Annotated in this window: 14 protein-coding genes; 3 read left to right on the forward strand and 11 right to left on the reverse strand. The window is 49.5% G+C overall.

The genetic code is table 11. From position 1 onward, the window contains the following. Position 1: 1 nt before the first annotated feature. The 10 genes from tatB to DSM2777_RS01960 all read right to left on the reverse strand — a co-directional run bounded on the left by tatB (position 2) and on the right by DSM2777_RS01960 (position 10,077). Entirely contained in the window at positions 2-556 is a 555-nt protein-coding gene (gene tatB / locus DSM2777_RS01915; RefSeq protein WP_046459666.1) for a Sec-independent protein translocase protein TatB, read from the reverse strand. Between the two features lie 3 nt (positions 557-559). Continuing rightward, positions 560-829, reverse strand: a complete 270-nt coding sequence (tatA, locus tag DSM2777_RS01920) for a Sec-independent protein translocase subunit TatA (RefSeq protein ID WP_025802230.1) — start codon at positions 827-829, stop codon at positions 560-562. A 134-nt stretch (positions 830-963) separates the two neighbouring features. Beyond that, positions 964-2,598, reverse strand: a complete 1,635-nt coding sequence (gene ubiB / locus DSM2777_RS01925) for a ubiquinone biosynthesis regulatory protein kinase UbiB (RefSeq protein ID WP_061553035.1) — start codon at positions 2,596-2,598, stop codon at positions 964-966. Further along, the gene (gene ubiJ, locus DSM2777_RS01930; protein WP_046459668.1) at positions 2,595-3,212 is read right to left on the reverse strand and encodes a ubiquinone biosynthesis protein UbiJ; all 618 of its coding nucleotides are present in this window, start codon (positions 3,210-3,212) and stop codon (positions 2,595-2,597) included. Before ubiJ ends, ubiB begins: the two co-directional genes overlap by 4 nt. Before the next feature lie 13 nt (positions 3,213-3,225). Continuing rightward, on the reverse strand, positions 3,226-3,981 hold the full coding sequence (gene ubiE, locus DSM2777_RS01935; protein ID WP_040047270.1) for a bifunctional demethylmenaquinone methyltransferase/2-methoxy-6-polyprenyl-1,4-benzoquinol methylase UbiE: 756 nt from the start codon (positions 3,979-3,981) through the stop codon (positions 3,226-3,228). 103 nt (positions 3,982-4,084) lie between these two features. Continuing rightward, complete coding sequence (gene rmuC, locus DSM2777_RS01940; protein ID WP_046459669.1) at positions 4,085-5,617, reverse strand: DNA recombination protein RmuC; 1,533 nt, start codon at positions 5,615-5,617, stop codon at positions 4,085-4,087. 121 nt (positions 5,618-5,738) lie between these two features. After that, entirely contained in the window at positions 5,739-6,269 is a 531-nt protein-coding gene (locus DSM2777_RS01945) for a DedA family protein (RefSeq protein WP_043490314.1), read from the reverse strand. 120 nt (positions 6,270-6,389) lie between these two features. Next, entirely contained in the window at positions 6,390-8,198 is a 1,809-nt protein-coding gene (locus DSM2777_RS01950; protein ID WP_061553036.1) for a carbon starvation CstA family protein, read from the reverse strand. Between the two features lie 157 nt (positions 8,199-8,355). Continuing rightward, the gene (locus DSM2777_RS01955; protein ID WP_040047274.1) at positions 8,356-9,141 is read right to left on the reverse strand and encodes a tyrosine-protein phosphatase; all 786 of its coding nucleotides are present in this window, start codon (positions 9,139-9,141) and stop codon (positions 8,356-8,358) included. Between the two features lie 96 nt (positions 9,142-9,237). Further along, positions 9,238-10,077 (reverse strand): dienelactone hydrolase family protein, encoded by an 840-nt coding sequence (locus tag DSM2777_RS01960; protein WP_061553037.1) that lies wholly within the window; start codon positions 10,075-10,077, stop codon positions 9,238-9,240. A gap of 418 nt (positions 10,078-10,495) precedes the next feature. Between DSM2777_RS01960 and udp the strand changes: the two genes are divergently transcribed. The 3 genes from udp to nadS all read left to right on the forward strand — a co-directional run bounded on the left by udp (position 10,496) and on the right by nadS (position 12,184). Beyond that, positions 10,496-11,257, forward strand: a complete 762-nt coding sequence (gene udp / locus DSM2777_RS01965) for a uridine phosphorylase (protein WP_025802213.1) — start codon at positions 10,496-10,498, stop codon at positions 11,255-11,257. Between the two features lie 308 nt (positions 11,258-11,565). Beyond that, the gene (locus DSM2777_RS01970; RefSeq protein WP_061553038.1) at positions 11,566-11,898 is read left to right on the forward strand and encodes a type II toxin-antitoxin system RelE/ParE family toxin; all 333 of its coding nucleotides are present in this window, start codon (positions 11,566-11,568) and stop codon (positions 11,896-11,898) included. A 1-nt stretch (position 11,899) separates the two neighbouring features. Further along, the gene (gene nadS / locus DSM2777_RS01975) at positions 11,900-12,184 is read left to right on the forward strand and encodes a NadS family protein (RefSeq protein WP_061553039.1); all 285 of its coding nucleotides are present in this window, start codon (positions 11,900-11,902) and stop codon (positions 12,182-12,184) included. 96 nt (positions 12,185-12,280) lie between these two features. Here nadS and fsa read toward each other — a convergent pair whose 3' ends face one another. Further along, positions 12,281-12,943, reverse strand: coding sequence for a fructose-6-phosphate aldolase (gene fsa, locus DSM2777_RS01980; RefSeq protein ID WP_061553040.1), 663 nt, complete (start codon positions 12,941-12,943; stop codon positions 12,281-12,283). Positions 12,944-12,955: the final 12 nt, after the last annotated feature.

The following is a 12,955-nucleotide window of genomic DNA, read 5'->3' on the forward strand; positions in this document are numbered from 1 at the left end:
TTTAACGATCGCTTGTTGTAGAGTGAGAGGGAACAGGCTGCTCTGGCATTTTCGCTGCTGGTTTTTCAGCATCGACCAAAGCGTCCTCTGTGGCTACCGGCTCAGCCGATGTTGCATTGGTTGCTTCCACCTTAACGGCTTCGGCACGCTTGCGCTCATCTTCTCTTAAGCCTGCATCGACTTCGTCGTGAAACGCTTCAGGGTCTGTCACATCCGGTTTATGGATGGTTTCAGCAGCCTGTGCAACAGGCTCAGCAACCTGAGTCTGATAACTGCGCTTCATTGACTCTGCGGCTTCTTTTAGCTCATCCATTGAGGCTTTTAGTTCAGGGGTCAGATTCTGAAGACCAGCGCTTTCGGCTTTCTTCAAACTATCCTGTAGCTCCTGAAGCTTTAACTCCTGCGACAGCTCGTTCTGAACAGAGGCCGCAAGAGATCGCAGCGCCCTAATCCATCCGGCAACCGTTCGCACTGCAACAGGTAAACGTTCAGGGCCTAGTACAACTAGACCTATCACCATTACCAGCAGCAGCTCACCAAACCCGATGTCAAACACGGCTTACACCTGCTCTTTGTTCTGGCTCTTAGATTCTTCTTTCTTCACTTCAGGCTGCTGCTCGGACAGAGACTTAAAGTCTGCATCCTGCGGAGCCGCAGTGTTGTTTGTGTTAGCCGACGGTGGAGTTTTATCTTCATCACCAATCGCCTTTTTGAAACCCTTGATTGACGCACCAAGATCGGAACCCAGAGTACGCAGCTTGTTAGTACCAAACAGCAGTACTACGATCACTGCAATAATCAACAACTGCCAAATACTGATACCACCCATTTTAATCACCTCTATTGATAGGGGTTATTCGTGCGCCGCATTATACGGTAGTCACGCAGAAATATTGAACTACTAACCAATAACAATTAACCAAAAGTATGCGCTAGGAACGATGAATTACTCGTTTTGGGTATCTACTGGCGGGTATAACGCCATCCAGCAATCCAAGCGACACATCCGCCAGCAATAACCCAAACTGGCCAGACTGCAATTTTCGCGGCAACCAAAATCGTACCACTCAGTAATAGTGTAGCGCCAATCCCAAACAAATATCGTGAACGGCCATGGCGATTGCGTTGTTTATCGAGCTGTGTGAATAGGCGATCGACGCTCTGCTGCAAGGCTTTATGCTGTTGCAGACTGTCATAAAAGAGCTCTGGCAGTTCCGGCAGCTTTTCAGCCCAGAACGGGGCTTTCTCTTTCAAAGAACGAATAATCGCAGGTATACCCACCTGATCGCGCAGCCATGTTTCCAAGAAAGGCTTAGCCGTCGTCCACAGATCTAGCTGCGGATAAAGCTGACGCCCCAATCCTTCCACATACAGCAGCGTTTTTTGCAAGAGAACCAGCTGTGGCTGCACTTCCATGTTGAAGCGTCGCGCAGTATTGAACAGATTTAACAGCACATGACCAAACGAGATTTCGGCCAGTGGCTTTTCGAAAATAGGCTCACACACCGTGCGAATAGCAAACTCAAAATCTTCAATGTTGGTATCACGCGGAACCCAGCCAGAATCAACGTGTAGTTCTGCTACCTTACGATAATCACGATTGAAGAACGCAATAAAGTTCTCTGCCAGATAGCGTTTATCGTCTTTGTTTAAGCTGCCCACGATGCCACAGTCGATACCGATATACTGCGGATTTTCTGGGTGTTCGTAGCTGACAAAAATGTTGCCGGGGTGCATGTCCGCATGGAAGAAACTATCGCGGAATACCTGAGTAAAGAAGACCTGCACGCCGCGCTCTGCCAACAGTTTCATATTGATATTTTGCGCATGTAAAGCAGGCAAGTCAGACACCGGAATACCGTAGATTCGTTCCATTACCAACACGCTTTCACGGCAGTAATCAGAGTAAATCTCGGGAACATACAGCATTGGGCTGTCTTCGAAATTACGACGAAGCTGAATGGCGTTCGCAGCTTCTCGCAGCAAATTGAGCTCATCCAATAGCGTTTTTTCGTATTCACGCACCACTTCACGCGGGCGTAAGCGACGTCCATCAGGCATCAACTTCGGCACCCAACCCGCAAAACGGTACATCAGGCGCACGTCAGCTTTGATAATGGGCAGAATATCGGGGCGAATCACTTTCAGAACGATCTCTCGGCCGTTCTCTTTTAATTTAGCCGTATGAACCTGAGCGATAGAAGCCGAAGCCAGTGCATTTTGGTCGAAATCATCAAACCATTGCTCAAGTGGGCCGCCCATTGAATCTTCAATTTGCTTACGAGCCAGAGCACCATCAAAAGGCGCTACGCGATCCTGAAGCAGAGCCAGCTGATCGGCGATCATCGGCGGGAACAGATCGCGTCGGGTTGACATCATCTGGCCAAACTTAATCCAAACCGGCCCTAACTCCTGTAATGCTAAACGCAGGCGTTCACCGAGAGGTTTGTCTTTGTGCTTGTTACGCATCCAGAACAACAAATGCCTGCCCATGCGCAGCGGCAAGGTAATGCGCATTTTCGGGATCAGTTCATCAAGACCGTATGTGAGAAACACACGAACAATCAAATAAAAGCGGCACAGTTCCGTTGGCGTCATACCTTGTCCTCAAGCTGAGAAAGTCGCTTATCCAGACTTTCCATCTGACGATTGACGGCATCAACCTCTTCGTTAAACCACGCCGCTTCCAATGCGCCCGGAGCCACACGCCACTCTTCGGTCATCGCTTGGCCAATATACTGCTGCTGGCGTTTACAGCCCGTGGCAATAAACCCAGCGCTTTTACGCAAAAATTGGCTCATCCCCTCAGCAACAATATCGCCCGTATACGGCGCTAGCAGCTCAGCAGGATCCCATTCAGCTAAATCCAACAGACCAATGAACTGTTGCACAACCTGAATATCGCCTTCTACATTTAAATCACCGGAACGAATAAGCGCAGTCAGTTGCTGACGATCGCGCAGTTCAGGCAACACGGATAGCCTCGTCGTGACGCTACAATCCGTGTTGTCTTCCCATGCGCCTAAAACATCCAAGCGACTCTCACTAAAAACCAAATAGAGCGGTGAGTTTATTTCCTTAACGAAAACACCCAGCACTTTACCTGTCAGGCGCTGACGAGCGCTGTTTAGCGCCCGATCGCGGTACAAGATTCGGTTGAGCGCCGTTTCAATCGCACCAGTCAATAATGGGTTTAGCAATGGGGTCAGCATAGCGATCCTTCAGTTAAAACTTGTAACCACGATGTAGAGCAACAATCCCACCGGTTAAGTTGAAATACGTGGTGTTTTCAAAACCTGCGTCATCCATCATGGATTTCAGCGTTTCTTGATCGGGGTGCATACGGATAGATTCTGCCAAATAACGATAGCTTTCAGAATCATGCGCAACCAGCTCGCCAATTTTTGGCAAGATGTGGAATGAATAAGCATCATAAGCTTTATTCAGCGGCTCAAGTAACGGCTTAGAGAATTCCAGCACCAGCAAGCGTCCACCCGGCTTCAACACACGATACATAGAACGCAGCGCTTTATCTTTATCGGTTACGTTACGCAGGCCAAAGGCAATGGTAATGCAGTCAAAATGGTTATCAGGGAACGGCAGCGCTTCAGCGTTCGCTTGAACGTAGTTGATATTGCCAATTACGCCCAGATTGCGCAGTTTTTCGCGACCAATCTTCAACATGGAATCGTTGATATCCGCTAGAACAACTTCGCCCTGCTCGCCCACAATGCGTGAAAATTTCGCAGCCAAATCGCCCGTACCACCGGCAAGATCAAGCACCTTTTGCCCACGACGAACGCCGCTGCAATCAATGGTAAAACGCTTCCAAACCCGATGGATGCCAAATGACATGAGATCATTCATCAAGTCGTACTTTGCCGCAACGGAGTGGAATACCTGAGCAACTTTGCTCGCTTTTTCAGTGGTGGCGACGGTTTTGAAACCGAAATGAGTGGTTTCCGGCGTTTGATCTACCATTTTTTCTTAGCCTGCTTTTAATCTGATTGATTGTGAATCTACGCGATTAAGCACTGCTCGGTGGTGCGAACAGTGCTCGGCCTAGTCGAAGCAAGGAGCAGTGTTAATCATCGAGTCCGTTTGCGACTCTTATGGCAGGTTGCTGGGCAGCGTAATCCGCAGGTTCAGCAAACTCCTCATCTTCGGGTTCATTTTCCAGTCGGGCTTCTTCAGCAAGTGAAGGGCTAATTGGCCGTTTCACTTCCACTCCCAGAGTACGGAAACTCTCGACTTGTCCTATCAGATTACCACGGCCTTGCGCCAGTTTGTTCATTGCCTGACGATAACTTGCCTGTGATTTATCCAGACTCTGTCCCAGAGATTCCATATCATCGACGAATAAGCGCATTTTATCGTATAGCTTCGATGCACGATCGGCGATCTTCTGCGCATTTTGGCTTTGATGTTCATAGCGCCATAAATTGCTGATAGTGCGCAATGCAACTAATAAGGTCGTCGGACTAACCAGCATGATGTTATGCCTTAATGCTTCGCTAATCAGCTCAGGTTCGCGATCAATCGCTGCCAAAAATGCAGGCTCAACGGGGATAAACATCAAAACATAATCCAGCGAGCGCAATCCGGGCAGCTGCTGATAATCTTTACGACCTAGCTGGCGAATATGTCCTTTAACCGAAGCGACATGTTCTTGCAGCGCTAACTCCCGCACCGCATCATCTTCAGCATTAAAGTAGCGTTCATAAGCCACCAGCGACATCTTGGCATCAACCACCACGTCTTTACCCTGTGGAAGACGCACAATCACATCTGGCTGCATGCGGTTATTTGCACCAACCTGCACACTCACCTGCGTTTGATATTCATATCCTTCACGCAGACCCGAGGCCTCTAAAACGCGGCTGAGTACCACCTCTCCCCAGTTACCCTGCGTTTTGTTATCTCCTTTCAAGGCCTTAGTCAGGTTGACGGCCTCACGCGCCATTTGCGCATTCAACTGCTGGAGATTACGAATTTCATGAGCTAGCGTATGTCGCTCTCGCGATTCTTGTCCAAAGCTCTCTTGCACCTGACGACGAAAGCCATCGAGCTGTTCGCGCAACGGGCTTAGCAAGCCATTCAGGCTTTGGCGATTCTGTTCTTCAACGCGCTTTCCACTCTGCTCAAAAATGCGGTTAGCGAGATTTTCGAACTGGGCACTCAGGCGCTGCTCGCTATTAATCAGCAAGCGCTGCTTTTCTTCAGCCCCCAGTCGAGTTTCTTCTAGGCGAATCGTCACCTCGCGCAGTTCGGCTTCCTGCGCGCTATTAACTTCACGCAGAGCGCGAAGTTCTTGATTCAGTTGTTCATATTCATCACGCCAGATCGACTGTTGGTTTAGCTTCTCCTGCGTCGCTGCATATTGGCTATATAACGTGCGTAGTTCTTGTTCTTTCTCTCGCACCTGTTGCTCTTGTTGCTGGCGTTGCTGAATCAGCGTCTGCTGTTCTTGCTGATACTGCGAAATTTCCTGCTGATGCAGGCGCAAGTCGCCTTCCAGCGTCAATCGATGCTGTTGCATACGCAAACTTGCCAGTAACCAACCCAGTAGCAGACCAACAACGCCGCCCGCTAAACCATAAAATATGCTGGAATCCACCCTGCCTCCGCCTTGATGACTTTTTCTGAACGTCACGGTAATAATATACTGTATGGATGTCCAGAGCGAGTAAGCAAAGTCTGCGAGACAGCGCGCAAAGTGCTATGAAACGTAGCGAAACTCAGTCAAGCCAGCCGTTTAACCATTGAATGCCAAAAGCGCCGGGAGCCAGCATGGCAAATCCCCACAGGATGGCCGAGAGTAAATTTGCCAGTTGGAAATACCGCTTCGGCATCCCACAAATCCCCGCCACCAGCGGAACAACAGCACGCAGTGGGCCAAAAAATCGGCCAATAAATACGCCCCATGTTCCCCAGCGTTCAAAGAATGCATGCCCGCGTACCATCAAATGCGGATGACGAGAAAGCGGCCACATGTGCTCAACCTGATGCTGATAGCGATCGCCAAACCAGTATGAGACCCAATCGCCCATAAAAGCGCCGACGCTCGCGGCAATCCACAGCGGCCAGAATGCGATCCCGCTTTCTCCGACGAGCGCACCTAGCCCAAGCAAAATCACCGTTGCAGGTAATAACAGTGACAAAAATGCCAGCGACTCGCCGAAAGCTAAAAAGAAAACAATCGGAATAGCCCAATGTTCATGGTTACGCACAAATTCAACCACGACCTGAATAATGCTATCTAACGTCACGGCGTCGTTCTCTTGAATAGGGTTGTCTTGGCAGGATACGGCATCAAAGCGGCGTTGTGGATTAACCAAAAATAAACGGCCGATAAATCGGCCGTTTAGATAGTAGTCAAACTTAATGATTTATGCTGTTGCGGTCGTCTGTTCAGCACGCAGCTCTTTGCCACGTACAGACCACAGTTCACGCCATTTACGCAGAGCAGAGATCAGGATAATCACACCCAACACCATCATGATGATTGAGATGGTGCCGTTGAAGATGTTGTAACCTTTCGCCGCAGAGTTGAAATAGACGTTTTTAATCATCCAGTAACCGGCATAGTTTACGGTTACGAACAGGTACGCTAACGGGATAACGCAGGTCAGCATATACACGCGTTTGGTCGCCAAGCGCAGGATAATCGTTGCACCGATAATCAGACCCACAGAAGCCATCAACTGGTTGGATACACCAAACAACGCCCACACCGAGTTAATATCACCGGAGTTCAGCAGGTAGCCCCACAACGCACAGGCGATGATAGAGCAGAAGATTGAGCCTGGCAGCCAGTCAGTACGTTTCAGCGGAGCCCACGGGTCACCCAAGAAATCTTGCAGCAGGTAACGTGCTACGCGAGTACCGGAGTCAACCGCGGTCAGAATAAATACCGCTTCAAACATGATGACGAACTGGAAGAAGTAAGAAGCCAAATTGCTAAACCATGGCACACGGATAAAGATATCCGTCATACCCACCGCCAGCGTAACGGCACCGCCGGTACGGCCATAGAGATCCAAACCAATCTCTTCGCTCAGTTTAGGCAAGTGAACCACTTCCATGCCTAACCCAGCCCACGCTTCTGCGCTGGAGTTAATCGCAAAGTAGTCAGCAGGATGCAGAGAAGTTGCTGCAATCAGCGCCATCACGCCAACCACACACTCTGCCAGCATCGCACCAAAACCAACCGGCAGGATATCGCTCCATTTGTCGATCTGTTTTGGCGTAGTACCAGAACCGATAAACGCATGGAAACCAGAGATTGCGCCACAGGCGATGGTGATAGAGATGAACGGCCACACTGGACCAGCCAGAACCGGGCCACCGCCGTGGATGAACTGAGTCACCGCAGGGAACTGGATTTCTGGGTTAATGAAGATAACGCCGATAACCAACGCGCCAAACACGCCGATTTTCATAAAGCTAGAAAGGTAACCGCGTGGCGTCAACAGCATCCATACCGGTAACGCCGTTGCAAAGAATGCATAGGCAGGCAGCAACAGGCTTACGGTCGTGGCTTTAAACGTCAACCACTCGCCAAAAGTCGTATTTTGAATATGCGGGCCGAAGAATACGCAGGCCATAATAGCTGCGATACCCACGTAAGTTGCGCCCTTCATGCTGCCGGTCACACGTTCCCATAGACCTACGCCAATCGCGATAGGAATGGTCATGAATACGGCGAAAGTCCCCCAAGGGTTACGTTCCAGCGCATGCACCACCACCATCGACAAACCTGCCATGGTAATCGTGATGATGAACAGCATGGCTAAACCGGTACACCAGCCAGCAATCGGCCCCAGTTCAGATTTAGCCACTTCAGATAGGGATTTACCCTGGTGTTTCATGGAAGCGAACAGCACCACGGTATCATGCACCGCACCGCCGACCACACAGCCGATCAGCAGCCAGAGGAAGCTCGGCAGATAGCCGAACTGCGCCGCCAGAACCGGACCAACCAAAGGTCCCGCCGCGGCGATAGCCGCAAAGTGACTACCAAAGTTAACCCATTTTTTGGTAGGTACGTAATCTTTCCCGTCTTCAAAGGTATGTGATGGAGTCACTTCGTTATCATCTGCACGCAGTACCTTTTTTACGAAAAAGATACCGTATAAACGGTAGCAGATCGTAAGGATACACAGCGTAGCAATAACGAATGTAATTGCGTGTTGCATAGTTATTATCTCCTGAGGATTTCTCAGGCGCTAACATACTGGAGGGCTATTTGTGGAGAGGGTTGAATTTGGTTAAGCGGCGTTTTGGTTACGTAAGCGGTATGAAAAATGGATTGAGTGGAGCCGAAAGGCTCCACTTGCTTTAAAAATCGAAGATTTACGGCTCAAGGAACTGTTGCTGAAGTTGTGATCTCACCTGCATATTTAGCCCATATTCTTGTTCCAGCCAGCGATCAACCGTGCTGTATTTCTCTTTGATCGCATCCAATGCCGTCACCAAAAATTCCTCACGAGCAGACAAGACGTGAGAAAATTGCCCCAGCGCTTTTTCGTTCAATTTGATAGACAGGTAATCCAGCATTTGGCTGCGGAACGGCGCTAGCGTAGTTTCAGTTAACAGATAATCTTCCATCACCGTTGCTTCATCGGCGCCTAAGGCAAACAGCACCAACGCGGAGCCCACGCCCGTTCTATCTTTACCTACCGCACAGTGCTGCACAATCGCGCCTTCCTCACCGCTTTGCAGCAAGGTGCTTAACAGCTGATAAGCATGGTTGCTGAAAGGTAAACGGCGATAGAGCTCCAGCATAAACGCGTTTGCATCAAAAGATTCCAACGCCTCACTGGTCAGTTTCTCCAGATTGGCATTCACCTCGGTACTCAGCGGATTGGCGGGCAAATTGATATAGCGCACCGCATCCCACAGCACATCAGGCTTGTTAGACACTTCATCGGCATCGCGATAGTCGAGGATATTTTTAATTGGTACATCTTGCAGGTAGCTCAAATCTTTGTCCGTAAGGCGATCTAACGCGCCCGAACGGAACAACTTACCACGTTTAACCCGACGTCCATCGGCAGCCAGATAGCCGCCCATGTCACGGAAATTAACGCCGCCTTCCAATGGGGCCAAGGAGGGATGCAAAAAAATAGTGGCTGTCATCATGACCTCTTATTATTTTAGATTATCACTCCCACCTTATCAGATTCAGTGAAAAACGGTAAAACCCCGCCGCACTGAATCCCAAAAGCCAACAGATTACTCAGGCTTATTCACACCACCATAGGCTGCAAACCATGCCAACATACGCTCCCACCCGTCTTTTGCCGCCTCAGCGTTGTAGCTTGGGCGATAGTCGGCATAAAAGGCGTGACCCGCCTGTGGGTAAACAATAATCTCCGCCGTTGCATTAGCTGCACGTAGCGATTGGCGCATAGTTTCCACCGTTTCTTGCGGAATACTGTCATCCAAACCACCGTATAGCCCTAACATCGGCGCGCTGAGCTCTGCGGCAACGTCTACAGGATGCTTAGGCGACGTTAGCGTTTTGTCTCCCACAAAGCGTCCGTACCACGCAACCCCCGCTTTAAGCTGTGGATTATGCGCGCCATATAGCCACGTAATACGCCCACCCCAGCAGAATCCAGTGATATACAGACGACTAGCATCACCACCGTGACGAGCCGCCCAATGTGCCGCGTGGTCTAAATCACCCAACACCTGTTTGTCTGGCACTTTGCTGACGAGATTTTGAAATAGCGTTGGAATATCAGTGTAATCACTGGCTTCTCCCTGACGAAAATACAGCTCGGGCGCGATAGCCAAATAGCCCTGTTTGGCTAAACGGCGGCAGACATCTTGAATATGCTCATGCACACCGAATATCTCCTGCACGACCAGCACAATCGGCAGCGGGCCATCAGCATGCAGGGGTTTAGCTAAATAAGCAGGAAGATCGTCTCCCTGAGAAGGGATCGTGGTAAAGCCAGCATGCAAACCTTCATTATCGGTATGAACGGTAGTCTGGGCAATCGTGCCCGCAGCGGGGGAGAACGTAGATGGCGAGTTTACCAATGTGATGAGATCTTCAGTCTTCATGTAAAGCTCCCTGTCTGAATATATTGCAAGAATGTTAAGTATAAATAGCAATAATTTGTTTGCTTGAGAAGCAAACCCTAAATATTTGGCGTTACATCGCGACGATAAGCGCTCGCAGCGAACGTCGATGCAGCTTCGTGCCTGACGGGTATAAACAATCTGCTGGAAAGCCAAGACAACACATTATCACCCACCAAATGGCCGCTTAGCTGGCGAACACAAAATAGGCATGCCACACTGTTGGCGGTGAAAAAAACGGCTAACTCGCCACCTTATGTGATTTCAATCACAATTATTTGTCGTTCTTGTTATTGTTTCTTCATACGTAGTGATTTGAGTCACGCATTTAGCCGATGAATTTCAGTAGAGTGCGTTTTTGTTCCTCCTTACAACTTATAGCAATGACAGAGGAGTCCGTATGTCTAAGTCTGATGTTTTCCACCTTGGCCTCGTAAAAAGCGATCTGAAAGGCGCAACCTTGGCTATCGTTCCTGGTGATCCTGAGCGCGTAGAAAAAATTGCCAATTTGATGGATAACCCAGTTAAGCTGGCCTCGCATCGTGAATTCACGTCTTGGCGAGCAGAGCTAGACGGCAAATCTGTCATCGTTTGCTCAACCGGTATTGGCGGCCCATCCACCTCTATCGCCGTTGAAGAACTGGCACAGCTGGGTATTCGTACCTTCCTGCGCGTAGGTACCACTGGCGCAATTCAGCCACACATCAACGTGGGCGATGTCTTGGTCACCACCGGTTCCGTGCGTTTAGATGGTGCGAGCCTGCACTTTGCCCCAATGGAATTCCCAGCCGTTGCTGACTTTACCTGTACAACCGCTCTGGTAGACGCCGCTAAGGCCGTTGGCGCAACCACCCACATCGGCGTAACCGCCTCTTCTGACACCTTCTATCCGGGTCAAGAGCGCTACGACACCTTCTCTGGCCGCGTAGTGAGCCGTTTCAAAGGCTCAATGAAAGAGTGGCAGGAAATGGGCGTGATGAACTTCGAGATGGAATCAGCGACTTTGCTGACCATGTGTGCAAGCCAAGGCCTGCGTGCAGGTATGGTTGCGGGCGTTATCGTCAACCGCACCCAGCAAGAAATTCCAAATGCAGAAACGATGAAGAAAACAGAATCTCACGCGGTGAAAATCGTCGTTGAGGCCGCTCGTCGCCTGCTGTAGTCGGTAGATTTCCAATTTGAAAGGGAGGCGAAAGCCTCCCTTTTTTGATCCAAAAATAGCCCTTTCAAAATGTCGCTGGAATGCTGCTCGCATATCCTTACCAAAGTGGAAAAAATCATTTTTCATTGTTGGCCTACGCGCCTAATCTTCGTCACCAAGTCACTTTTCCAAGCTATCTCTACTCACTTATTTTTAGTGCCATGAACGATACGCTTATTGTTCGCCACCCTATGGCTGAATCACTTTGGTCAAAGTGTACATAGTACATTCATGGGTGTACTATGTACTCCTATAAAGGAACAGACTCCGTGAGCCACGCGCTAGAGTTTATTGAAACATCGATGTTTACGCGGCAAATCAAGCAGATTGCCACGGATGATGAATTAACAGAGCTCCAAAAAGAACTGATTAGCTCTCCAAGCAAAGGCGACCTGATACAGAAAACAGGCGGCCTACGAAAGATCAGAATGGCGGCTGGCTCACAGGGAAAAAGCGGTAGTGCTCGTGTGATTTACTTTCTAGCGACTGAAGATATTATTTATCTGGTCATGGCCTATCCCAAAAGCACCAAAGACAGCCTGACCGATACAGAAAAATCAGAGTTGAAGAAACTAACGAAATTGCTAAAAGATGAGGTGTGATATGAGTTTTTTTGACGACCTGAAAACCTCTCTTGAGGAGGCTGTCGATATTAAAAATGGCCTTAAAGCCCCTGCTCGGGTTACCCACTATGCTATCGCTGATGTAAAGGCGATAAGAGAACAACTTAACGTTTCGCAAAGCGAAATGGCAAAAGCACTGGGAACCAGCGTCGATACCATCAAAAGTTGGGAAACGAAAAGGCGTAACCCAACCGGTCTGGCTGCAAAAGTGTTGGCAACTATTCAGGCTAATCCCGAATTCTTCCGAGAACTTGCATCCCATTAGTCAGCGATATTTTTAGCCATACCCTTTACTCGAAGCCCGCGATGGATTGGCGGAATGAGTCCAAAATTTAAGACTCACCCCGCCATTATGTCGTTATCAAAGCGACAAACAACCAAACGCCCCTTGCCAGTCCTGTTCAAATTTATCCACCGCCGCATCCACGGCTGGGGAAGCCAAGAATTGCTGCGCCACATCCAGCGGCAGCGTTATCGCTTCACAACCCACTAATAAGCAATCTAAGGCCTGACGCGGTGTTTTAAAACTGGCCGCTAGCACTTTGGCGTGCGGAGCATGCATCTCTAACAGCGACTGAAGTTCCTGCACCGTTTTAATTCCGTCACCGCCCTGTGCATCAATGCGATTCACATAAGGTGCGACGTAATCAGCGCCCGCTAGCGCAGCCAATAATCCTTGTGCGGCGCTATAAACCGCGGTGCCCAGCGTTGGGATACCTAATGCCTTCAGTTGCTTAATGGCCGCCAGACCTTCCTGCGTTACAGGGATCTTCACCACCAGCCCAGAATTTCGCTCCGTAAACTGTGTCGCTTCTAAAACCATCTGCTCAGCATTCCGCCCCATCACCTGCGCAAATAAAATGCCATCGCCACCGAGAGCCTCTCTGAGCTGCGGCAAAACCTCCCAAACCGGTTGGCCTCCTTTCGCGACAATGCTTGGGTTAGTTGTCACCCCGTGCAATGGGAAAATACGCGCCAAACGTTTTACTTCTGCAATATCTGCGGTATCTAGATACAGTTCCATAGCCTATTTCCT

Origin of the sequence: Obesumbacterium proteus (genome assembly GCF_001586165.1) — a bacterium.
In the GTDB taxonomy this organism is placed as follows: Bacteria; Pseudomonadota; Gammaproteobacteria; order Enterobacterales; family Enterobacteriaceae; genus Hafnia; species Hafnia protea.